The following is a 23,316-nucleotide window of genomic DNA, read 5'->3' as shown; positions in this document are numbered from 1 at the left end:
GCGGCCCTCATTCCCCATGGCCGCTTTGTGCGACTTTCTGTGCCGCCTCCATTGCCTTCCTCCACGCCATTTCCCGCTACCACTGCCGTGTCAGCACCCGCGTCCGCGTCCGCACTGCCCCCTCGCCGCGAGCTGTGGCTGCTGCTGACCCTGGCCGGGATCCAGTTCACCCACATCCTGGACTTCATGATCATGATGCCGCTCGGGCCGCAGTTCACGCGGCTGTTTGCGATCAGCGATGCGCAGTTCGGGCTGCTCGTGTCGGCCTACACGCTGTCGGCGGGCGCATCGGGCCTGCTGGCGTCCACCTACATCGACCGCTTTGGCCGCAAGCGGCTGCTGCTCACGTTGTACGCCCTGTTTGGGCTGGCCACCTTGGCCTGCGGCCTGGCGCCCACCTACGGCACGCTGATGGTGGCGCGGATTCTCGCGGGGGCCTTTGGGGGCGTGCTGTCGGCGCTGTCGCAGACCATTGTGGCGGACGTGGTTCCGTTTGAGCGGCGCGGGCGCGCTATGGGGATCGTGATGACGTCTTTCTCTGTGTCCACGGTGGCGGGTGTGCCGTTGGGCTTGCTCCTGGCGGAGCATGGGGGCTGGAATGCACCGTTCATCGCCATCGCGGCCATGGTGGGCCTGCTGGTCATTCAGGCGGCACGCACCATGCCTGCGCTGACGGCCCATGTGCACGCGGCGGATGGCCGCACAGTGCTGGGCGGCATTGCCCAGGTGCTGGCCGATTCGAACCACCGCTGGGCTTTCTTGTTCTCTGCGTTGGTGATGTCCACGGGCTTCACGGTGATTCCCTACATCACCATCTACATGCAGACCAATGCGGGGGTGCGGGCCGACCAGATTCCGCTGGCCTATCTCTGCGGTGGTGTCGCCACGCTGTTCACTGCGCGCTACTTTGGCCGCCTGACCGACCGGTGGGGCAAGGCGCGCACGTTCCGTATGCTGGTGCTTGCTTCGATGCCCTGTTTGCTGGGGACGACCCTGTCCGAGGCGCTGCCGCTGTGGGGGGTGTTGTTGGTGTCCACGTTCATGTTCGCCTTTGTGAGCGGCCGCATGATTCCGGGCATGGCCATCATTGCATCGGCCGCGCAGCCGTCCTTGCGGGGGACGTTCATGACCTTGAATGCGTCGGTCCAATCGGCCGCCATGGGCGTTGCGTCGTTGGTGGGAGGATGGCTGATCAGCCGTGATGCACAAGGGCTGGTGCAGGGCTACTGGATGGCGGCTTTGGTGGGCATTGTCGCGGCCGCGCTGTCGATGCTGGTTGCGGGCAAGCTCCAGTTGCACGGGGCGACGCCGACGGCGCGTTGAACATGGCCGCCAGCGTATCCGCGAGGGCCCGAGGTTGCAGGCCGGTGGGAACTTGCTCATTGTGCGCGCTTTTCGGGCGCTTGGCACCTTGGCGGCCATAACCCAGCAGGGAGGGGCGGAATGGGATTGCTTTTCGGGGAGGCCAGGGGCATAGTGAACTCACGCAATGGATGCATCCAAGTTCGCCAGCTGCCCTCTGATCCAGGGCGGCGTTTTCCACCGAGTGTGTTACAGGAGACTTATTTATGAACTTGACGATCAGCGGTCATCACCTCGAAGTTACTCCAGCCTTGCGCAGCTACGTCACCACCAAGCTGGACCGGATCACCCGCCATTTTGACCAGGTTGTCGATGTCAAGGTACTGCTGACGGTAGAGAAGCAAAAGGAAAAGGAAAAGAGACAGCGAGCGGAATGCAACATCCACGTCAAGGGCAACGACCTGTTTGCCGAAAGCTCCCACGCCGACCTGTATGCCGCCGTGGATGAGCTGGTGGACAAGATGGACCGCCAAGTCGTGCGCCACAAGGACCGCTTGCAGGACCACCACCACGAAGCCGCCAAGCGCGAATTGCACGCCTGATGCGCCAGCCCTGAGCCTGGCATCGCAGCCGCCCCTTCGGGCGGTTTTTTGTTGCCCCTGCGGCTGCGCTCAGGGTTTCTGCCAATATGTGCATAATTGTTACCCTTGACCATGAACCGACTCGCCTCCATCCTGCCCTCCGCTCAAGTGCTTGTGAGCGTTGATGCCACCAGCAAGAAGCGTGCTTTTGAAGAAGCGGGTCTGCTGTTCGAAAGCCAGCACGGCCTTTCCAGGGCGCTGATCACCGACAGCCTGTTTGCGCGTGAGCGCCTGGGCTCCACGGGGTTGGGCCATGGCGTGGCCATCCCCCATGGGCGCATCAAGGGCCTCAAGGCGCCCATGGCGGCCGTGTTCCAGCTGCTCAATCCCATCGGTTTTGATGCCCCCGACGAGTTGCCGGTGGGCTTGCTGATCTTCCTGCTCGTGCCCGAGGCCGCCACGCAGAAGCACCTGGAAATCCTCTCCGAGATTGCCGAGCTGCTCAGTGATTCGGCCCTGCGCGAGAAGCTCAAGGCCTGCACCGATGCCGCCGAACTGCACGGCATGATCGCGGGCTGGCAGTCCACGCAGACGGCCTGAGTTCTTCCCGCGCTGCACCACCCCTTCGCTCCGCTGCCTTTGCACTGACCTGCTGTGAAACCCAATGTTGTCAGTGCCGATGTGCTTTTCGAGGAGTTCCGCGCTCTCCTGAAATGGGAGTGGGTGGCGGGCCTGGGGGCGTCGGAGCGGCGGTTTGACGAAGTGGCCGTGCGCTCTGCGCGGTCCGGGGCCGATCTGGTCGGCTACCTCAACTACATCCACCCTTACCGCGTCCAGATCCTGGGCGAGCGCGAAATTGCGTACCTGAGCAATGCGTCGCCCGACGACTGCAAGCGCCGCATCGCCCGCATCGTGACGCTGGAGCCGCCGGTGCTGGTGCTGGCCGACAACCAGACCGCGCCCGACGCGCTGGTGTCCATGTGCGAGCGCGCGCAGATCCCGATGTTCTCCACGCACGAGTCGTCGGCGTTTGTCATCGACGTGCTGCGCGCCTACCTGTCCAAGCACTTCGCCGACCGCACCACGATGCACGGCGTGTTCATGGACATCCTGGGCTTGGGCGTGATGATCACTGGCGAGTCGGGCCTGGGCAAAAGCGAGCTGGGCCTGGAGCTGATCTCGCGCGGCAACGGCCTGGTGGCCGACGATGCCGTGGACCTGTTTCGCATCAACCAGACCACCATCGAGGGCAAGTGCCCCGAGCTGCTGCAAAACCTGCTGGAAGTGCGCGGCATTGGCCTTTTGGACATCCGCGCCATCTTTGGCGAGACGGCCGTGCGCCGCAAGATGCGCCTCAAGCTCATCGTGCACCTGGTGCGCAAGGAAACCCTGGAGCGCGACTACGAGCGCCTGCCCTACGAGCCCCTCACGCAGGACGTGCTGGGTGTGCCCGTGCTCAAGGTGGTGATCCAGGTGGTGGCCGGCCGCAACATCGCCGTGCTGGTCGAAGCCGCCGTGCGCAACACCATCCTGCAGCTGCGCGGCATCGACACCTACCAGGAATTCGTCGAACGCCACCGCCGCGCCATGGAGCGTGACACGGGCGGCTAGTCTGCTCTTTATTTGATAGCTGCTTGCGCTTGATGGATAGGCGCTGGCGGCAATTCAGACCACAATCCTTCCAAAACTGGCGCGCCCAACGCCAGTGCTTCCGCACAAGGGCCGCCCCGCCGCGCCGGGAGCGTCCCCCTTTGGGGGGAAGGCGCCGAAGGCGACTCAGGGGGGCTTATTTTTTTGCGCAGGCTGCGCATTGGCCATACAGCGCCATCGTGTGGTCCTGCACCAGCCAGCCCTTGGCCTTGGCCACGGCATGCTGGCGCTTTTCGATCTCGGCGTCGTAGAACTCTTCCACCTTGCCGCAGGACGTGCAGATGAAGTGGTCGTGGTGCTGCCCTTCGTTGAGCTCGTACACCGCCTTGCCGCTTTCGAAATTGCTGCGGATCAGGATGCCTGCCTGCTCGAATTGCGTGAGCACGCGGTACACGGTGGCCAGGCCAATGTCCGAACGCTCCTCCAGCAGCACGCGGAATACGTCTTCCGCCGTCATGTGGCGCTGCGCGCCTTTCTGGAAGATCTCCATGATCTTCAGGCGGGGCAGCGTGGCCTTGAGTCCCGTGCTTTTGAGTTCGTCGATATTGGTCATGGCATGCTCCTTCGGGTGCGGGCCCCATCTCAAGGCCTGGGGGGCAGCCGCTACAATGCGGCGATCATATCCTCAGCCCTTTTACCCATGCCCGTCAAAGCCCGTTGCAGCGCCCGCCTGGGCCTGGTCCTGTTGATCGGCGCCAGCGTGGCTGCCTTGGCCGGTTGCGGCAGCCTGGATGGCGCCAGCGGTCGCATCGCCGGCATCGTGAAGCCCTACAAGGTGGATGTGGTGCAAGGCAACTTCGTGTCGCGCGAGCAGGTGCAAGCCCTGCAGCCCGGCATGAGCCGCCAGCAGGTGCGCGAAATCCTGGGCACGCCCCTGGTCACCAGCCTGTTCCATGCTGACCGCTGGGAGTATGTGTTCACGCTCAAGCGCCCGGGCGAAGACATCCAGACGCGCAAGCTGACCGTGTTCTTCACGGGCGATGCGCTGGAGCGCTCCGAGGGCGATGAAATGCCCACCGAGACCGAGTTCGTCGCCACGCTGGGTGCGCGCAGCGGCGCCAAGGGCCAGGTGCCCGTGCTGGACGCCACGCCCGAGCAATTGGCCAAATACCCACCGTCTGCACGGCCTGCCCAGGCGCCCGTGGCGGCGCCCGCGGCCCCCGTGCCCTCCAGTTACCCGCCGCTCGACGCGCCTGCGCGCTGACGCCTGCGGCCCCGCTGTGCACGTGAACGTGCGCAGCCTTTCAACCGAACAGGACTCTCATGACAGGGACATCTTCACCTGCAGCCACCGTCTCCACCCCCTGCCGCGTGGCCGTTGCCGGGGCGTCGGGCCGCATGGGCCGCATGCTGATCGAGGCCATCCGCGCCAGCGATGACTGCGTGCTGGCCGGTGCCCTCGACATCGCCGCCAGCCCTGCTGTGGGCTCGGACGCCACGGCCTTCCTGGGCCATGCCAGCGGCGTCGCCATCACGGCCGACATCGCGGCAGGCCTCAAGAACGCCGACGTGCTGATCGACTTCACCCGCCCCGAAGGCACGCTGGCGCACCTGGCCGTCTGCAGCCAGCTGGGCGTGAAGGCGGTCATCGGCACCACGGGCTTCACGGAGGCGCAGAAGGCCGAGATCGCCGCGTTCGCCCAGCGCACGGCCGTCGTCATGGCGCCCAACATGAGCGTGGGCGTGAATGTCACGCTCAAGCTGCTGCAGATGGCCGCCAAGGCCATGGCCACGGGCTATGACATCGAGATCATCGAGGCCCACCACCGCCACAAGGTGGATGCGCCCTCGGGCACCGCGCTCAAGATGGGCGAGGTGATTGCCGACGCCATGGGCCGCGACCTCAAGGAGTGCGCCGTCTACGCCCGCGAAGGCGTGACGGGCGAGCGCGACCCGTCGAGCATCGGCTTTGCCACCATCCGCGGCGGCGACATCGTGGGCGACCACACCGTGCTGTTTGCGGGCATCGGCGAGCGCATCGAGATCACGCACAAATCCTCCAGCCGCTCCACCTACGCGCAGGGCAGCCTGCGGGCCGTGCGGTTCCTGGCGGGGCACAAGACGGGCCTGCACGACATGTTCGACGTGCTCGGTCTGAATACCCACTAGCCACGGATCCCCATGGACGCCCTCCACTGGTGGCGCCAAGGCGATGCCGTGACGCAGACCACCGCGCTGGTGCTGCTGGCGATGTCCGTGGCGAGCTGGGTGGTGATTGTCTGGAAGCTGCGCCTCATGCGGCGCGCCAGCGCCGATGTGGCGCGCTGTACGGCCGCGTTCTGGCAGGCGCCCTCCCTGGCGCTGGCCACGGAACGCCTGCAGTCTTTTGACCGCGAAGCGCTGGTCCTGCCTTTGGTCGGTGCTGCAAATTCAATAGCAAATCGCTCGACCTCCGGTGCGCAGGCCACCCTGGCCACCGCCGGCAGCCTGTCGCAGCAGCTCACGCGCGTGCTGCGCGATGCCTTGCACCAGGTGCTGGGCCGCCTGCAACTGGGGCAGGTGCTGCTGGCCACCGTGGGGTCCACTGCGCCCTTCGTGGGGCTGCTCGGCACCGTGTGGGGCATCTACCATGCACTCACCGCCATGGCGGGCGCAGGGCAGATCACCATCGACCGCGTATCCGGGCCCGTGGGCGAGGCCCTGGTCATGACGGCCGCCGGGCTGGCCGTGGCCATCCCCGCCGTGCTGGCCTACAACTGGTTCGGCCGCCTCATCGGCCGCATCGAGGCCGACCTGGAGGGCTTTGCCCGCGACCTGCGCGAGCTGCTTATCGACACGGCGCCCGTCCAGAGTTTGGCTGGCACCACAGAAGGCCTGAGCAATGCGAGCCGACCCGCCGCCGGGCCGCCCCAAGGCGGGTCAGCCCCCTTGGGGGGCAGCGAACCACGCGCAGCGGGGAGCGTGGGGGCATGAGTTTCGGCCGGCTCGAACGCACCACCGGGCCCCAGCCCATGAGCGACATCAACATGACGCCGCTGGTGGACGTGATGCTGGTGCTGGTGGTCATCTTCATCCTCACGGCGCCGCTGCTGGCCAGCGCGATCCGGCTCGATTTGCCGCGCACCGAAGGCGCCACGCCGGGCGCAGCCCCCCAGTTCATCACCCTGGTGGTCGATGCGTCGGGGCAGGCCTACCTGGACGATCTGCCGCTGTCGCCGGCCGCGCTGGCCGAGCGCCTGCGCCGCATCGGCGCCGAGCGGCCGGACACCGAGGTGCAACTGCGTGCCGACGCGGCCGTGCCCTACGGCCGGGTGGTCGAGGTCATGGGCGCGGCCCACCTGGCCGGGCTGCAGCGCATCGGTTTTGTGGCCGAACCCCGGGTCTCCGGGGGGGCTGGGGCACCCTCCAAAGCCCCCTGACGCCGCATTGGCCGTGGCCAGAGGCGGCGCCCATCGGCCTTTGGCCAAGGCGACAAGCCGGACTGCGGGCATGACAGCCTAAAATCTGCCCAGCAGCAGCCCTGCGGCTGCACTCTTCTCTCACCCCGAGCCCCCATGCAAGACAAATACTCTCCCCAAGACGTTGAGCGCGCTGCACACGACCACTGGACCGCCACCGACGCCTACCGTGTGACGGAAGACGTGAACAAGAAGAAGTTCTACGCCTGCTCGATGCTGCCCTACCCCAGTGGCAAGCTGCACATGGGCCATGTGCGCAACTACACCATCAACGACATGCTCACGCGCTACCTGCGCATGAACGGCCACAACGTGCTGATGCCCATGGGCTGGGACGCGTTCGGCCTGCCCGCCGAAAATGCTGCGTTGAAGAACGGCGTGCCCCCTGCCAAGTGGACGTACGAAAACATCGCGTACATGAAAAAGCAGATGCAGGCCATGGGCCTGGCCATCGACTGGAGCCGCGAGGTGGCCACCTGCGATCCTGAGTACTACAAGTGGAACCAGTGGCTGTTCCTCAAGATGCTGGACAAGGGCATCGCCTACCGCAAGACCCAGGTCGTGAACTGGGACCCGGTGGACCAGACCGTGCTGGCCAACGAGCAGGTGATCGACGGCAAGGGCTGGCGCACCGGCGCGACGGTCGAAAAGCGCGAGATCCCCGGCTACTACCTCAAGATTACCGACTACGCCGAAGAGCTGCTGGGCTTTGTGACCGGCGACAAGCTGCCCGGCTGGCCCGAGCGCGTGAAGCTGATGCAGGAAAACTGGATCGGCAAGAGCGAAGGCGTGCGCTTTGCGTTCACCCATGACATCGCGGGCGATGATGGCGCGCTGATTGGTGGCGGCAAGATGTACGTGTTCACCACGCGCGCCGACACCATCATGGGCGTGACCTTCTGCGCCGTGGCGCCCGAGCACCCGCTGGCCGCCCATGCCGCCAAGACCAACCCCGCGCTCAAGGCCTTCATCGAAGAATGCAAGAGCGGTGGCACCACCGAGGCCGAACTCGCCACGCAAGAGAAGAAGGGCGTGCCCACGGGCCTGTTCGTCACGCACCCGCTGACCGAGGAAAAGGTCGAGGTCTGGGTCGGCAACTACGTGCTCATGGGCTATGGCGATGGCGCCGTGATGGGCGTGCCCGCGCACGACGAGCGCGATTTTGCGTTCGCCCTCAAGTACCAGCTGGAAATCAAGCAGGTGGTGCTGGTCGATGGCGAACACTTTGACTACCACCAGTGGAGCGACTGGTACGGCGACAAGCAGCGCGGCGTGACCATCAACTCCGACAGCTTCAGCGGCCTGCACTACAAGGAGGCCGTGGCCGCCGTGGCCCATGCCCTGCAGGCCAAGGGCCTGGGCGAGACCAAGACCACCTGGCGCCTGCGCGACTGGGGCGTGAGCCGCCAGCGCTACTGGGGCACACCCATCCCCATCATCCATTGCGATGAACACGGTGCCGTGCCGGTGCCCGAGAAGGACCTGCCTGTGGTGCTGCCGCAGGACTGCATCCCCGACGGCTCGGGCAACCCGCTGCACAAGCACGAAGGTTTTCATGCCGGCGTGGTCTGCCCCGTGTGTGGCAAGGCCGCGCGGCGCGAGACCGACACCATGGACACCTTCGTGGACAGCTCGTGGTACTTCATGCGGTATTGCGATCCCAAGAACGCCGACGCGATGGTCGCTGGCGGTGCCGACTATTGGATGCCGATGGACCAGTACATCGGCGGCATCGAGCACGCCATCCTGCACTTGCTGTACGCGCGCTTCTGGACCAAGGTCATGCGCGACCTGGGCCTGGTGAAGGTCGATGAGCCTTTCACCAAGCTGCTGACGCAAGGCATGGTGCTCAACCACATCTACAGCCGCCGCACCGCCAAGGGCGGCAAGGACTATTTCTGGCCGCACGATGTGGAGCATGTGCTCGACGAAGGCGGCAAGATCATCGGTGCCAAGCTCAAGAACGAAGCCACCAGCGGTGACGGCTTGCTGCCTGTGGGCACGCCCATCGACTACGAGGGCGTGGGCACCATGTCCAAGTCCAAGAACAACGGCGTGGACCCGCAGGACCTGATCGAGAAGTACGGCGCCGACACGGCCCGCCTGTACACCATGTTCACCGCCCCCCCCGAGGCCACGCTGGAGTGGAACGACGCCGCCGTGGAAGGCAGCTACCGTTTCCTGCGCCGCGTGTGGAACTTCGGCGCCAAGCTGTCTGCTATGGATATGGGAGCGGCTACCGCCAGCGTGGCAAGCGCCAGCAGCCTGAAAGACGTGGAGTTTGGCAAAGAGGCCAAGGCCTTGCGCCTGGAGATCCACACCGTGCTCAAGCAGGTGGACTACGACTACCAGCGCATGCAGTACAACACCGTGGTGTCCGGCGCGATGAAGATGATCAACGCGCTCGAAGACTTCAAGGCCGCCGACGCGGCCGGTGCCCAGGTGGCGCTGATCGAAGGCTTCGGCATCCTGCTGCGCTGCCTGTACCCCGCCACGCCCCACATCGCCCACAGCCTGTGGGAAGGCCTGGGCTACGCGGGGGCGCTGGGCGACCTGCTGGACGCCGCCTGGCCCCAGGTGGATGCCAATGCGCTGGTGCAGGACGAGATCGAACTCATGCTGCAGGTCAACGGCAAGCTGCGTGGCTCCATCCAGGTGCCCGCGCAGGCCGACAAGGCGGAGATCGAGCGCATCGCCCTGGCCAGCGAGGCGTTTGTGGCCCAGGCCGCAGGCGCTCATCCGAAGCGCGTGATCGTGGTGCCGGGCCGCCTGGTGAACGTGGTGGTCTAGTCCCATGGACAAACGCACCCTGCTCAGCCTCGCCCCCGTGGCCCTGCTGTCTGCCTGCGGATTCCGGCTGCGTGGCGTGCCGGAGTTTGCTTTTGACTCGCTCTACATCGCCGCCCCCGCCAACTCGCTGCTGGCGCGGGAGCTGCAGCGCACGCTGGAGGGCTCGGGCGGCAAGCTGCAGCTGCTGCGCGACCCGGCGGCCATGCCCACGGCCGACGCCATTTTCGACCTGCTGCAGGAGCAGCAGGAGCGCGCGGTGGTGGGGCTCAACGCCTCGGGCCAGGTGCGTGAACTGCAGCTGCGCCTGCGCATCAAGTTCCGCCTGCGCACCCCCACGGGGGTGGAGATGATTCCCGACACCGAACTGCTGCAGCAGCGCGACATCAGCTACAGCGAAACCATTGCCCTGGCCAAGGAAGCCGAAGAAGCGCTGCTCTACCGCAACATGCGGACCGACCTGGTGCAGCAGCTCATCCGCCGCCTGGCGGCCGCCAAACGCTAGCGGGAACGGGCCCCACGTTTTACGACACTGGCGCGGCACTTGGCCAGTGCTCCCGCGCATGGGCTGCCCGCCGCGCGGGGAGCGTCCCCCGGAGGGCGCGCTGTGCAACAGGGGGGCTATTTCTGTACGCGCATCAGCGTGCTCTTGCCAAACAGCGACTCGACCAGGTCCACGGCCAGCACGGCCGTGCGGTTGCGCACATCGAGCGCGGGGTTCAGCTCCACAATGTCCAGCGAGGCTAGGCGCCCGCTGTCGGCGATCATCTCCATGCACAGCTGCGCCTCGCGGTAGGTGGGGCCGCCGGGCACCGTGGTGCCCACGCCGGGCGCGATGTCGGGGTCCAGAAAATCCACGTCAAAGCTCACATGCAGGTGGGTGTGGGCATCCAGCCCGGCCAGCGCCTGCTGCATGGTCTGGCGCATGCCCACCTCGTCGATGTAACGCATGTCGAACACCTCCAGTCCCTGCTCGTGCACAAAGCGCTTTTCGCCCGCGTCCACACTGCGGATGCCGATCTGGCGAATCTGGTGGGGCTGCAGCGCCGGGCCACCATCGGGCATCCGGGCCAGCCCGGTCAATGCCTCGGGGCCAAAGCCGCACAGGCAGGCCACGGGCATGCCATGCACATTGCCGCTGGGGGTGAGGGCGCTGGTGTTGAAGTCGGCATGGGCATCCAGCCACAGCACCCGCAGCTTCTTGCCCGCTTCTGCGCAATGGCGCGCCACCGCGCTGATGCTGCCCAGGCCCAGGCAGTGGTCGCCGCCCAGCAGGATGGGCAGGTGGCCCAGCTGCAGCTCGGCATACACCGCGTCGAACACGCGCTGGTTCCACTCCACCACCTCGGGCAGGTGGCGGTAGCCGTCCACGGGCGGCAACCAGGGGTTGGCCGGGCCGCTGAGGTTGCCCCGGTCGAACACCTGCAGCCCGTGCGATTCCAGCGCCGCCTGCAACCCCGCCACGCGCAGGGCCTCGGGCCCCATCGAGGCGCCGCGCGCGCCCGCGCCGATGTCAGTGGGCGCGCCGATCAGGCTGGTGGGCTGGGTGCTGCGCAGGGCGGTGGGGGGCATAGGGCAAGGGCTTTCGGGTTGGCTGACGCGGTGGGGTGGGGCGGGCGCTGGCGCCCGGGAGAATTTTCGGGGCTTTGGGCGCCAATGAACAGTGAAAAAGCTGATCGTTCTGCAGTCGCCTTTGCGCACTGTGCGGGTGGGCATTGGCAATGTGCGCAATACCTTGCCGGGCAAGGCGATAAACTTTGCCGCATGCAAGTCGCCCTGGCCCAACTCTCACCGCATCTTCAACGGGGCCTGTCGCCGCTTTACGTGTTGCATGGCGACGAGCCCTTGCTGCAGCAGGAAGCCGCTGACGCCGTCCGCGCCACGGCCCGTGCCCAGGGCTATACCGAGCGCAGCAGCTACACCGTGGCCGGAGCCCACTTCGACTGGAGCGCCGTGCTGGCCGCCGGCGGCAGTTTGAGTCTGTTTGCCGACAAGCAGATCGTCGAGATCCGCATCCCCTCGGGCAAGCCCGGCAAGGATGGCAGCGTGGCCCTGCAGCAGGTGGCCGAATCGGCCCGGGGCAACGACAGCACGCTCACCATCGTCATGCTGCCGCGCCTGGACAAGGCGACCCGGACCGGCGCCTGGTTTGCCGCGCTGGAAGGCAGCGGGGTCTCGATCCAGATCGACCCCATCGAGCGCGGCATGCTGCCGCAGTGGATTGCCCAGCGCCTGGCGGCGCAGGGCCAGCGCGTGGTGGCGGGTGAGGAGGGCCAGCGCACGCTGCAGTTCTTTGCCGACCGCGTGGAGGGCAATTTGCTGGCGGCGCACCAGGAGATCCAGAAACTGGCCCTGCTGCACCCGGCGGGTGAGCTGACGCAAACCCAGGTCGAAGCCGCCGTGCTCAACGTGGCGCGCTACGACGTGTTCAAGCTGTCCGAATCCGTGCTCTCCGGCCACACGGCCCGCGTGCAGCGCATGCTCGACGGCCTGCAGGCCGAGGGCGAGGCCGAGGTGCTGGTGCACTGGGCCCTGGCCGAAGACATCCGCGCCCTGAAGCGCGTGAAGGACGCCATGAACGCCGGCCGCCCCCTGCCCATGGCCCTGCGCGAAAACCGCATCTGGGGGCCCAAGGAGCGTTTGTTCGAGCGCATCCTGCCCAAGGCCAGCGATGCCGCCCTGGCGCGCCTGCTGCAGTCGGCGCACACGGTGGACGGCATCGTCAAGGGCCTCAAGCAGCCCGACTGGCCGCAGGATGGCTGGCAGGCGCTGCAGCGGCTGGCGCTGCAGGTGTGCCGGTTGACACAGGCGGCGCGCTGAGGTTTTTCAGATAAACAGGGCGGTAGCGCTTGTGTATCAAGCGTTTTGTGCTATCGAAATGGAAGCTGCCGAATCAACCGGCTGCCAGCGCCGCGCGCGCCTTCTCCACCCACATCTGCAAATTCGCCACCAGGTCTTTTTGGCTGAACGAGCAGCTTTCTTCCGAAAACAGCGCACTCGATTCCAGCCGGTCCAGCAGGTTCAGCAGCACCTCGCCGTAGCGCGGGGGCAGGGCGGTGAGCAGGGTGGTTTGCTGGCGGGCCAGGGTGCTCAGGGTGGCGGCGCTGTGGTCGCCGTGTTCAAAGGCCTGCAGGGCTTCGGTCAGGGTGGCGAGCTGGGCGGGGGCGGTGGTGGTCATGGCCGGGGTTGGTGGGAGTGGGGCAAGGCCGTAAGGGTAAAGCCAAGTGCGGCAAAATCGCGGGATGAACGCCCTCCACGTCGCTGAATACACGCATTCCCTCGGTCTCCAGGCAAAAACGGCCTCTGCGCTCATGGCTAAGGCGCCAGCAGCTATCAAAAACAAAGCACTCAAGGCGCTGGCCCGTCTGCTGCGCGAGAACGTGGATGCGCTGCAGATCGACAACGCCCGCGACCTGGAGCGTGCCCGCTCCGCCGGGCTGGCTGAGCCCATGGTGGACCGTCTCAAGCTCAGCCCCAAGGTGCTGGAAACTTGTGCCGAGGGCTGCGAGCAACTCGCCGCCATGCCCGACATCATTGGCGAGGTCCTGGGCATGAAGCAGCAGCCCAGCGGCATCCGTGTGGGGCAGATGCGGGTGCCGATTGGTGTGTTCGGCATGATCTATGAGAGCCGTCCGAACGTGACCATCGAGGCGGCGTCGCTGTCGATCAAGAGTGGCAACGCCTGCATCCTGCGCGGCGGCTCCGAGGCGATCGATTCGAACAAGGCGCTGGCCAAGATCGTGCAGCAGGCCCTGGCCGAGGCGGCCCTGCCGCAGGACGCGGTGCAGCTGGTGCAGACCACCGACCGCGAGGCCGTGGGCCAGCTGATCGCCATGCCGCAGTATGTGGACGTGATCATCCCGCGCGGCGGCAAGGGGCTGATCGAGCGCATCAGCGCGGGTGCCAAGGTGCCCGTCATCAAGCACCTGGACGGCAACTGCCACACCTATGTGGACGACCCCTGCGACATCGCCATGGCGGTGAAGGTGGCCGACAACGCCAAGACCAACAAATACAGCCCCTGCAACGCGAGCGAAGGCCTGCTGGTGGCGCGCGGCGTGGCGGCCGAATTCTTGCCCCAGATCGGCGCTGTGTATGCCGCCAAGGGCGTGGAGATGCGCGGCTGCCCCGAGTCGCTGGCGATTCTGCAGACGGTGCCCGGCGCGCAACTCGTGCCCGCCACCGAGCAGGACTGGAGCGAGGAATACCTGGCCCCGATCATCAGCGTGAAGGTTGTGGCCGGTGTGGACGAGGCCATTGCCCACATCAACCGCTACGGCAGCCACCACACCGATGCGATCCTGACGCGCGACCACATGCACGCCCAGCAGTTTCTGCGCGAGGTGGATTCGGCCAGCGTGATGGTGAACGCGAGCACGCGCTTTGCCGATGGCTTCGAGTACGGGCTGGGGGCCGAGATCGGCATCAGCACCGACAAGTTCCACGCGCGCGGGCCCGTGGGGCTCGAAGGCCTCACTTCGCTCAAGTACGTGGTGCTGGGCGAAGGCGAAGTCCGTGCCTGATTGCTCTGCTTTTTATAGCTTGTAGCGCTTGTCAGTAGTGCGCTAAGAGCCCATATCCCATGAAAATCATCATCCTGGGTGCAGGCCGCGTGGGCCAGAGCGTGGCCGACAGCCTGGTGTCGGAGCACAACGACATCACCGTCATCGACACCGATGCCGCGCGCCTGCGCGACCTGGAGTCGCGCTTTGACCTGCGCGGGGTGGTGGGCAACGGCATCGAGCCCGCCGTGCTGGCCGAGGCGGGTGCCGAGGACACCGACCTGCTGATCGCCTGTGCCGCGCAGGACGAGACCAACCTGGTGTGCTGCAAGATCGCGCAGCTGCTGTTCCACATCCCCAAGCGCATCGCGCGGGTGCGCTCCAGCGGCTTTCAGGAGGGCGACCGGCTGGTGGGCCCCGAGGGCTTTGCGGTGGACCGCATCATCTGCCCCGAAGAATCGCTCACGCGCTACATCGGCAAGCTCATCGACTACCCCGAGGCCATGCAGGTGCGCGAGTTCGCCGGGGGCCGCGCCTGCCTGGTGTCGGGCCGGGCACGGCCTGGTGCGCCCATGGTGGGCCCCACGATTGGCGAGCTGCGCGAGCGCGCCCCCGAGATGGCCATGCGCATGGTGGCCATCTACCGCCGCTTTGCCGACGAGCCCGACCGCTTCATCGCCTGCGACGGCACGACCCGCATCGAGCCGGGCGACGAGGTGTTTGTGCTGGCCGCGCATGAGCACATCGCCCAGGTGCTCGCGGCCCTGCACCGCCCTGCCGCGCAGCCGCTAAAGCCCGTGCGCCGCATCATGATCGCGGGCGGCGGCGGGGTGGGCCTGCGACTGGCGCGGCAGCTGGCGCAGACGCCGGGGCGCTTCAACATCAAGATCATCGAAGACCAGGCCGAGCGCTGCGTGGCGCTGGCGTCGGCCTTGCCGTCCGAGGTGCTGGTGCTGCAGGGCGACACCACCGATGAGGACCTGCTGGGCGACGAGGGCATCGAGGAGGTGGACCTGTTCCTTGCGCTCACCGACGACGACGAGGACAACATCATGTCCTGCCTGCTGGCCAAACGCATGGGCGCCAGCCGCGTGCTGGCGCTCATCAACCGCCGCAGCTATGCCGACCTGATGCATGGCACGCAGATCGACATTGCGCTGTCGCCCGCGCAGGCCATGCTGGGCGAGCTGCTGGCCTATGTGCGCCAGGGCGATGTGCAGGCGGTGCACAGCCTGCGCCGGGGCGTGGCCGAGGCGCTGGAGATCGTGGCGCGCGGCGACCGCAAAAGTTCGCGCGTGGTGGGCCGCACGGTGAGCGAGCTGCAATTGCCGCGCGATGTGCACATCGGGCTGATCGTGCGCGGGCTGTCGGGCGCCTCGGACCCCGCAGGCGCCTCCGCCACGGGCCTGCGCCCGCCCGAGGTCATCATCCCGCGCAGCGCGACGGTGATCGAGAGCAACGACCATGTGGTGTTCTTCCTGCCCAACAAGCGGTTGGTGCGCAACGTGGAAAAGCTCTTTCGCGTGAGCGCGGCTTTTTTCTGACCAGGCCCCAGGCTGCGCGAGACCCCCATGACAGACATGTTTCCCGTGCTGCGGGTGCTGGGCATCCTGGTCATGATCTTTGCGCTGACCATGGGGCTGCCGCTGGCGGTGTCGCTGTGGACGGGCGATGGCGTCTGGCATGTGTACCCGCTGTCCATGGGCGCCACGCTGCTGGCGGGCGCCTGGCTGTGGTGGCGGCTGCGGCTGTTCCGGCAGGAGCTGCAGCCGCGCCACGGCGTGATGCTGGTGTCGCTGGTGTGGGCGCTGCTGCCGCTGTCGGCCGCGCTGCCGCTGATGCTGGCGGGGCACCACACGGGGCGGCCGCTGTCGTTCACGCATGCCTATTTCGAGGCCGTGTCGGGGCTGACCACCACGGGCTCCACCGTGCTCAGCGGGCTGGATGCGCTGCCGGTGTCGGTCAACGTGTGGCGCACCTTTTTGCAGTGGATGGGCGGCATGGGCATCCTGATCCTGGCGGTGGCCGTGCTGCCCCTGCTGGGCGTGGGCGGCAGCCAGCTGTTCAAGGCCGAGGCGGCGGGGCCGGTGAAGGACACCAAGCTCACGCCGCGCATGACCGGCACGGCCAAGGGGCTGTGGGGCGTGTATGCGCTGTTTTCCGTGCTGTGCGGCCTGGCCTACTGGGCCGCAGGCATGGCACCGCTGGATGCGCTGATGCACATGTTCACCACCGTGAGCCTGGGCGGGCTGTCGTCGCACGACCTGAGCTTTGGCTACTTCCAGTCGCCGCTGCTGGAGGCGATCTGCATCGTCTTCATGCTGGTGGCCAGCTGCAATTTCGCGCTGTACTTCGTGGCGATCCGCAAGGGCCACTGGGGTGGTTTCTGGCGCGACCCGGAGCTGCGCGCCACCCTGGCCGCGCTGGTGGGCGGCGGGTTGTTGGTGGCGCTGCTGCTGTGGGCCAAGGGCGTGTATGCGCCGCTCGATGCGCTGCGCCATGGCATGTTCAATGTGGTGTCGCTGGCCACCACCACCGGCTACGCTACGGTGGACTACCTGGCCTGGCCGGTGTTTGCGCCCGTGTTCATGCTGCTGCTGTCGGGCGTGGCCACCAGTGCGGGCTCGACGGGCGGCGGGATCAAGATGGTGCGCATGCTCATCCTCGTCAAGCAGGCGCGCCGCGAGATGAACCGCCTGGTGCACCCGCGCGCCGTGCAGCCGGTGTGCCTGGGGGGCGGCGTGGTGGACAACCGCGTGATCTTCTCGGTGCTGGCCTTCATGCTGGTCTATGGCGGCACGGTGTTTGGCCTCAGCATGGTGCTGCTGCTGACCGACCTGGACCCGGTGACCGCGTTCTCGGTGGTGCTGGCCAGCGTCAACTGCGCGGGGCCGGGCCTGGGCAGCGTGGGGCCGGCGTCCAACTACGCGGTGCTGACCGATTTCCAGATCTGGGTGTGCACACTGGCCATGCTGCTGGGGCGGCTGGAGATTTTGAGCTTCATGGCCTTGCTCACCCCGGCGTTCTGGCGCCGCTGACATTGCTTTGTGCGGCGGCGCCTTGCGAAACGGGAAGGCGGCCCCAAATCCCTACAATTCGTCCGCAATTTGCTTCCCGAGGGCATCTATGGTTCCGCATCTCATCACGGCCCTCACGGGGCCGATCAACGAACTCGAACAGCGCATTCTTGACTCGATGCCCGCCATCGAACGCTGGTTCCGTCTGGAATGGATGGAGCACACGCCGCCGTTCTATACCTCGGTGGACATCCGCAACGCGGGCTTCAAGCTCGCGCCCGTGGACACCAACCTGTTCCCCGGCGGCTGGAACAACCTGACCAAGGAGATGCTGCCCCTGGCCGTGCAGGCCGCCATGGCCGCCATCGAGAAGATCTGCCCCGAGGCGCGCAACCTCTTGATCATCCCCGAGAACCACACGCGCAACACCTTCTACCTGGCCAACGTGGTGCAGCTGCAGCGCATCTTCAACATGGCCGGCCTGAACGTGCGCGTGGGCTCCATCAGCCCCGAGATCAAGAAGCCCACGCTGATCGAGCTGCCCAACGGCGACACGGTGACGCTGGAGCCCGTGGTGCGCACCAAGCGCCGCCTGGGGCTCAAGGACTTCGACCCCTGCACCATCCTGCTCAACAACGACCTCTCGGCCGGCCCGCCGGGCATCCTGGAAGACATCCACGAGCAGTACCTGCTGCCGCCGCTGCACGCGGGCTGGAGCGTGCGCCGCAAAAGCACCCACTTCAAGAACTACGAAGAGGTGGCCAAGCGCTTCGGCAAGATGCTGGGCATCGACCCCTGGCTCATCAACCCCATGTACAGCCAGTGCGACGGCGTGGACTTTGCCGAAGACAAAGGCATGGACAAGCTGCAGACCACCGTGGACGCGCTCTTGACCAAGGTGCGCCGCAAGTACAAGGAATACGGCATCAACGAAAAGCCGTTCGTGATCGTCAAGGCCAACAACGGCACCTACGGCATGGGCATCATGACCGTGCGCGATGCCAAGGAGCTGGACGCGGTCAACCGCAAGACCAAGAACAAGATGGCCGTCATCAAGGACGGCCAGCCGGTCAGCGACCTCATCATCCAGGAAGGCGTGCTCACCCAGGAGCGTGTGCACGAGGCCGTGGCCGAACCCGTGGTCTACATGATGGACCGCTACGTGGTGGGCGGCTTCTACCGCATGCATGCCGAGCGCGGCGTGGACGAGAACCTCAACGCCCCGGGCGCGAGCTTCGTGCCGTTGGCCTTCGAGCACAGCACCCACATGCCCCAGCCCGGCGTGCGCCCCGGTGTGAGCGCGCCCAACCGCTTCTACATGTATGGCGTGGTGGCGCGTCTGGCCATGTTGGCGGCCAGCTACGAGCTGGAGGCCACCAACCCCGACGCCGAGGTGTACGACTGAAAAGCCCCTGGAATCCGGGCTGCCTTCAAAAAATACCCGCCGCGTTCACGCGGAGCATGCCGAAGCGCCGCGTGAGGCGTCGGCATGCGCAGCCCGAGCGGACGTGAGGGGCCGGGTGCGAATCCCCAGGGCCTCTTGTGGCGCCTTGGCGCGACCGCTTGCCACGCCCACGCCCGGCTGCCAAGCGCGAGTTGCTGCATTGCAACATGGGGTTTTGCCTCCAGGCGCTTGATCTGGGGCAGGCGCACAATAGCGTTCCCAAAAGTAACGGAACCCCGTCAGCCCAGTGCGCGGGGGTGGTCAGTGCAAAGCTCCAAGTCATCGCTCGCAGCGCTCACGCTGGGCGCCATCGGTGTTGTGTATGGCGATATCGGCACCAGCGTGCTGTATGCCGTCAAAGAAGTGTTCGGGTCCGGCCATGTGCCGTTTACCCCCGACAACATCTACGGCATCCTCTCCATCTTCTTCTGGACGCTCACCGTCATTGTTTCGCTGAAGTACGTGGTGCTGGTGCTGCGCGCCGACAACCACGGCGAAGGCGGCCTGATTGCGATGCTGGCCCTGGCCTCGCAGGCGGTCAAGGACAAGCCCCGGCTGCGCGGCGTGCTGCTGGCGGTGGGCATCTTTGGCACCTCGCTCTTCTATGGCGATGGCGTCATCACCCCGGCCATTTCGGTGCTGTCGGCGGTCGAGGGGCTGGAGGTCGTCTCGCCCCACTTCAAGCAGTACGTGATCCCGATCACCCTGGTCGTGCTGTTTGGCCTGTTTGCCGTGCAAAAGCGCGGCACTGGCGGCATCGGCAAGTTCTTCGGGCCCATCACCCTGGTGTGGTTCGTCAGCATTGCCCTGCTGGGGGTCTCGCACATCGTGGGGCACCCCGAGATCCTCTGGGCCATGAGTCCGCACTACGCCCTGGGCTTCATGTGGGCCAACCCGGGCACCAGCTTCGTCATCCTGGGCGCGGTGGTGCTGTGCGTGACCGGCGCCGAGGCGTTGTATGCCGACCTGGGCCACTTCGGCAAGCGGCCCATCCGCCTGGCCTGGTTCAGTGTGGCCATGCCAGCGCTCACTCTCAACTACTTTGGCCAGGGCGCGCTGCTGCTGGCCGAGCCCGAGGCGGTCAAGAACCCGTTCTACATGATGGCCCCGGACTGGGCGCTGGTGCCGCTGGTGGTGTTGGCGACCATGGCCACGGTGATCGCCTCGCAAGCCCTGATCACGGGCGCCTTCAGCGTGACCAAGCAGGTCATCCAGCTCGGCTACCTGCCGCGCCTGAACATCCAGCACACCAGCGTGCGCGATACGGGGCAGATCTACATGCCGCTGGTCAATTGGGGCCTGTTCGTGGCCATCGTGCTGGCGGTGGTGATGTTCCGCTCGTCGAGCAACCTGGCCGCGGCCTACGGCATTGCCGTGACGCTGGACATGCTGATCACCACCACGCTCACCTTCTTCGTGATCCGCTACGGCTGGGGCTATCCGCTGGCGCTGTGCATTGCGGCCACGGGCTGCTTCTTCGTGGTGGACCTGGCGTTCTTTGCCTCCAACATGCTCAAGCTGTTCCAGGGCGGCTGGTTCCCGCTCATGATCGGTGGCATCGTGTTTGCCTTCATGATGACCTGGAAGGAAGGGCGCCGCCTGCTGAACGACAAGCTGCGTGCTGATGCGATTGACCTCAAGGATTTCCTGGAGTCGGTGTTCATCAGCCCACCCACGCGTGTGGACGGCACGGCCGTGTTCCTCACCGCAGAGACCGGCGCCGTGCCCAATGCGCTGTTGCACAACCTCAAGCACAACAAGGTGCTGCACCAGCAGAACCTGTTCGTCACGGTGCACAACCATGAAACCCCCTGGATCGGTCTGGACAAGCGCCTGCAGGTCGAGTCGCTGGGCCATGACTGCTGGCAGGTCGTGATCCACTACGGCTTCAAGAACGATCCCGATGTGCCACGTGCGCTGGAGCTGCTGCGCGGCCGGGGCTGCGAGCTGGAGGCCATGACGACGAGCTATTTCCTCTCGCGCGACACCGTCATCCCCACCATCGGCAGCGGCATGGCGCCCTGGCGCGAGAAGCTCTTCGCCCAGATGCACCACAACGCCAGCGGCGCGGCGGACTTCCTGCACCTGCCCAACAACGCGGTGGTTGAGCTGGGCTCCAAGATCGAGATCTGAGCGGCACAGGGGCTTTGATGGCCCTGGCGCCCGTCCATCAAGCCCAAGAAGCTATCAAAATGATAGTTTGTTGCGCCTGCGCGCGGTAACACCCCACGCGGGCGGTGGCAGGGGCGCGGTGCCAGAATCCAGCCCATGCAATTTTTCAAAGACCTGAGCCTCTCGACCTTTGTCGCGGGGTTCGTGGCGGTGCTGGTGGGCTTCACCAGTTCGGTGGCCATCGTGTTCCAGGCCGCACAGGCGTTTGGCGCCACATCCGCCCAGGTCACCTCGTGGATGTGGGCGCTGGGCCTGGGCATGGGCCTGTGCTCGCTCGTGCCTTCGCTGATCCTGCGGCAGCCCGTCATGGTGGCCTGGTCCACCCCCGGTGCTGCCGTGCTGGCAACGGCCGGGTTGGCGGGGGGCTTCAGCATGGGCGAGGCCGTGGGGGCGTTCATGGTGAGTGCCGTGCTCATTACCTTGGCGGGCATTACCCGCTGGTTCGAGCGCGTGATGAACCGCATCCCCATGGAGATCGCCGCCGCCTTGCTGGCCGGCGTGCTGGCGCGGTTCGGCCTGCAGGCGTTTGCGGCGGCCCAGACGGCGCTGCCACTGGTGCTGCTCATGCTGCTGGTGTACCTGGTCAGCCGCCGCTGGCTGGCGCGCTACGCCGTGGTCATCACGCTGGTGGCGGCGGTGGTGTACGTGGCATGCCGGGGGCAGATGGCCTGGTCGGCGGTGCACCTGGAGCTGGCCCTGCCGGTGTTCATGGCGCCGGAGTTCAGCGTGGCCGCCCTGGTCAGTCTGGCGATCCCGCTGTTTGTGGTCACCATGGCCTCGCAGAACCTGCCCGGCGTGGCGGTGATCCGTGCCTCGGGCTACGACCTGCCCATCTCCCGCCTCATCACGCTCACCGGGCTGGCCACCCTGGTCCTGGCGCCGTTTGGCGCCTTTGCACTGAACTTCAGCGCCATTACCGCCGCCATGTGCATGGGGCCGGAGGCGCATGAAGATCGCAGCCGGCGCTACACCGCTGCCGTGTGCTGTGGTGCGCTGTATGTGGCCATCGGGCTGTTTGGCGCGGTCATCACCGGGTTGCTGACGGCCTTCCCCAAGGAACTGGTCGTGGCCATTGCGGGGCTGGCGTTGCTGGGCACCATCGGCAACGGCCTGGCTGCTGCGTTGCGGGACGAGTCCCACCGGGAGGCGGCGCTCATTACCTTCCTGGTCACGCTCAGTGGGGTGGTGGTGGCGGGCGTGGGGTCGGCCTTCTGGGGCGTGGTCGCCGGCAGCATCGCGCTATTTGTGCAACAGTACAGGCGTTCGCAAGCCGGGGGCGCTTAGTCCGTCGCTTGGGCCACAGGGGCCACTCGCCTTCATTTTTCTGATCCGACACCATGAAACTGCTCTTCATTGCCGACCCGCTGCACAGCTTCAAGATCTACAAGGACACCACCTTTGCCATGATGCGCGAGGCGCAGCGGCGTGGTCACACCCTGGCGGTGTGTGAGCCGCAGCATGTCACCTGGCAACGGGGGGGCAAGGTGACGGCCCGGGTCCGGGACATCCATCTCACGGGGGATGCAGACCACTGGTATGACGCCCAGACCGAACGCAGCGCTGTGCTGGCCGATTTCGGCGCGGTGCTCATGCGCAAGGACCCGCCCTTCGACAGCGAATACTTCTACGCCACCCACCTGCTGGAGCAGGCCGAGCGCGAAGGTGCCCGGGTGTTCAACAAGCCCCGAGCCCTGCGCGATCACCCGGAAAAACTGGCGATTATGGAGTTTCCCCAGTTCATCGGCCCCACGCTTGTCACGCGCGACGCCGCAGACATCCAGCGCTTTCATGCCGAGCACCAGGACATCATTCTCAAGCCCTTGGATGGCATGGGCGGCATGGGCATCTTCCGCGTCGGGCCTGATGGCCTCAACCTGGGCAGCATCACCGAAACCCTGAACCGCCATGGTGCGCAGAGCGTGATGGTGCAGAAGTTCCTGCCCGAGATCGTCGATGGGGACAAGCGCGTGCTCATCATCGGCGGCAGGCCCGTGCCTTTCTGCCTGGCCCGCATCCCGCAAGGCAGCGAAGTGCGTGGCAACCTGGCGGCCGGTGGCAAGGGTGTGGCCCGGCCCTTGTCTGCGCGGGATCGGGAGATCGGGGAGGCCCTGGGGCCTATCTTGTTGTCACGGGGATTGCTGCTGGCGGGGGTGGATGTGATCGGCGACTGCGTGACCGAGATCAATGTGACCAGCCCCACCTGCTTCCAGGAGATTTTTGACCAGACCGGGTGCGATGTCGCCTTTCTGTTTGTGGATGCGCTCGAAGCCGCTGTTGCCGCCCATCAGGGCTGAGTCGTCTGAAGTGGGGCAACTTCTTCCAAACCCCCTCAACCCATGCTATAGTCGAGGGCTTCGCTTCTGAAGCCCATGCCCGGGTGATCTGATTGTCTGGTGCGGTGCTTGGTTGCTGGCGGTGATGCTCTTTGGGGTTGCGCTGCGGGTGATTGCGAAGGTGGTTTGA

Annotated in this window: 21 protein-coding genes; 18 read left to right on the top strand and 3 right to left on the bottom strand. The window is 66.2% G+C overall.

Annotation, left to right across the window (positions count from 1 at the left end; all coding sequences use genetic code 11):
- The first annotated feature begins 87 nt into the window (after positions 1-87).
- The 4 genes from DBV10_RS15865 (at position 88) to hprK (ending at position 3,494) form a co-directional block, all read left to right on the top strand.
- Positions 88-1,323 carry an MFS transporter gene (locus tag DBV10_RS15865; RefSeq protein WP_233589947.1) on the top strand — a complete coding sequence of 412 codons (1,236 nt, stop codon included), beginning with the start codon at positions 88-90 and terminating at the stop codon, positions 1,321-1,323.
- 245 nt (positions 1,324-1,568) lie between these two features.
- Positions 1,569-1,904, top strand: a complete 336-nt coding sequence (gene hpf / locus DBV10_RS15860; RefSeq protein ID WP_063461723.1) for a ribosome hibernation-promoting factor, HPF/YfiA family — start codon at positions 1,569-1,571, stop codon at positions 1,902-1,904.
- 111 nt (positions 1,905-2,015) lie between these two features.
- Complete coding sequence (locus DBV10_RS15855) at positions 2,016-2,483, top strand: PTS sugar transporter subunit IIA (protein ID WP_063461724.1); 468 nt, start codon at positions 2,016-2,018, stop codon at positions 2,481-2,483.
- Positions 2,484-2,537: 54 nt separating this feature from the next.
- The gene (hprK, locus tag DBV10_RS15850; protein ID WP_124514582.1) at positions 2,538-3,494 is read left to right on the top strand and encodes an HPr(Ser) kinase/phosphatase; all 957 of its coding nucleotides are present in this window, start codon (positions 2,538-2,540) and stop codon (positions 3,492-3,494) included.
- Between the two features lie 175 nt (positions 3,495-3,669).
- On the opposite strand, the gene fur is transcribed toward hprK, so the two are convergent.
- Positions 3,670-4,086 (bottom strand): ferric iron uptake transcriptional regulator, encoded by a 417-nt coding sequence (gene fur, locus DBV10_RS15845; protein WP_124514581.1) that lies wholly within the window; start codon positions 4,084-4,086, stop codon positions 3,670-3,672.
- 87 nt (positions 4,087-4,173) lie between these two features.
- Between fur and DBV10_RS15840 the strand changes: the two genes are divergently transcribed.
- From DBV10_RS15840 to lptE, 6 genes are all read left to right on the top strand, one after another.
- Entirely contained in the window at positions 4,174-4,737 is a 564-nt protein-coding gene (locus tag DBV10_RS15840) for an outer membrane protein assembly factor BamE (RefSeq protein ID WP_124514580.1), read from the top strand.
- Positions 4,738-4,796: 59 nt separating this feature from the next.
- Positions 4,797-5,642, top strand: a complete 846-nt coding sequence (dapB, locus tag DBV10_RS15835; protein ID WP_124514579.1) for a 4-hydroxy-tetrahydrodipicolinate reductase — start codon at positions 4,797-4,799, stop codon at positions 5,640-5,642.
- 12 nt (positions 5,643-5,654) lie between these two features.
- Entirely contained in the window at positions 5,655-6,446 is a 792-nt protein-coding gene (locus DBV10_RS15830) for a MotA/TolQ/ExbB proton channel family protein (RefSeq protein WP_124514578.1), read from the top strand.
- Positions 6,443-6,892: a biopolymer transporter ExbD gene (locus DBV10_RS15825; RefSeq protein ID WP_124514577.1), complete on the top strand. Its 450-nt coding sequence runs from the start codon at positions 6,443-6,445 to the stop codon at positions 6,890-6,892. The genes DBV10_RS15830 and DBV10_RS15825 overlap by 4 nt, the downstream gene beginning before the upstream one ends.
- A 135-nt stretch (positions 6,893-7,027) precedes the next feature.
- A complete protein-coding gene (gene leuS / locus DBV10_RS15820; RefSeq protein ID WP_124514576.1) occupies positions 7,028-9,721 on the top strand; it encodes a leucine--tRNA ligase in 2,694 nt (897 codons plus the stop codon).
- Between the two features lie 4 nt (positions 9,722-9,725).
- A complete protein-coding gene (gene lptE / locus DBV10_RS15815) occupies positions 9,726-10,223 on the top strand; it encodes an LPS assembly lipoprotein LptE (protein ID WP_124514575.1) in 498 nt (165 codons plus the stop codon).
- Between the two features lie 116 nt (positions 10,224-10,339).
- On the opposite strand, the gene rocF is transcribed toward lptE, so the two are convergent.
- The gene (gene rocF / locus DBV10_RS15810) at positions 10,340-11,290 is read right to left on the bottom strand and encodes an arginase (protein ID WP_124514574.1); all 951 of its coding nucleotides are present in this window, start codon (positions 11,288-11,290) and stop codon (positions 10,340-10,342) included.
- A gap of 192 nt (positions 11,291-11,482) precedes the next feature.
- On the opposite strand from rocF, the gene holA reads away from it, so the two are divergent.
- Positions 11,483-12,538, top strand: a complete 1,056-nt coding sequence (gene holA, locus DBV10_RS15805) for a DNA polymerase III subunit delta (protein WP_124514573.1) — start codon at positions 11,483-11,485, stop codon at positions 12,536-12,538.
- Positions 12,539-12,611: 73 nt separating this feature from the next.
- Here the strand turns inward: holA and DBV10_RS15800 are convergent, their stop codons facing one another.
- Positions 12,612-12,896 carry a hypothetical protein gene (locus DBV10_RS15800; RefSeq protein ID WP_124514572.1) on the bottom strand — a complete coding sequence of 95 codons (285 nt, stop codon included), beginning with the start codon at positions 12,894-12,896 and terminating at the stop codon, positions 12,612-12,614.
- A 64-nt stretch (positions 12,897-12,960) separates the two neighbouring features.
- Here DBV10_RS15800 and DBV10_RS15795 point away from each other — a divergent pair, with 64 nt between their 5' ends.
- From DBV10_RS15795 to gshB, 7 genes are all read left to right on the top strand, one after another.
- Positions 12,961-14,241, top strand: a complete 1,281-nt coding sequence (locus DBV10_RS15795; RefSeq protein WP_124514571.1) for a glutamate-5-semialdehyde dehydrogenase — start codon at positions 12,961-12,963, stop codon at positions 14,239-14,241.
- A gap of 59 nt (positions 14,242-14,300) precedes the next feature.
- Positions 14,301-15,764, top strand: a complete 1,464-nt coding sequence (trkA, locus tag DBV10_RS15790; RefSeq protein ID WP_124514570.1) for a Trk system potassium transporter TrkA — start codon at positions 14,301-14,303, stop codon at positions 15,762-15,764.
- A 27-nt stretch (positions 15,765-15,791) separates the two neighbouring features.
- Entirely contained in the window at positions 15,792-17,258 is a 1,467-nt protein-coding gene (locus DBV10_RS15785) for a TrkH family potassium uptake protein (protein ID WP_124514569.1), read from the top strand.
- A gap of 88 nt (positions 17,259-17,346) precedes the next feature.
- Positions 17,347-18,642: a glutamate--cysteine ligase gene (gshA, locus tag DBV10_RS15780; protein ID WP_124514568.1), complete on the top strand. Its 1,296-nt coding sequence runs from the start codon at positions 17,347-17,349 to the stop codon at positions 18,640-18,642.
- 303 nt (positions 18,643-18,945) lie between these two features.
- On the top strand, positions 18,946-20,814 hold the full coding sequence (locus DBV10_RS15775) for a potassium transporter Kup (RefSeq protein WP_124514567.1): 1,869 nt from the start codon (positions 18,946-18,948) through the stop codon (positions 20,812-20,814).
- A gap of 135 nt (positions 20,815-20,949) precedes the next feature.
- Entirely contained in the window at positions 20,950-22,137 is a 1,188-nt protein-coding gene (locus tag DBV10_RS15770) for a benzoate/H(+) symporter BenE family transporter (RefSeq protein ID WP_124514566.1), read from the top strand.
- A 53-nt stretch (positions 22,138-22,190) separates the two neighbouring features.
- Positions 22,191-23,147, top strand: coding sequence for a glutathione synthase (gene gshB / locus DBV10_RS15765; RefSeq protein ID WP_124514565.1), 957 nt, complete (start codon positions 22,191-22,193; stop codon positions 23,145-23,147).
- Positions 23,148-23,316 lie beyond the last annotated feature (169 nt).

Origin of the sequence: Acidovorax sp. FJL06, from assembly GCF_003852545.1 — a bacterium.
GTDB lineage: Bacteria > Pseudomonadota > Gammaproteobacteria > Burkholderiales > Burkholderiaceae_C > Acidovorax.
Note: the sequence above shows the minus strand (reverse complement) of the source record. Positions and strands in the feature narration are given on the sequence as shown.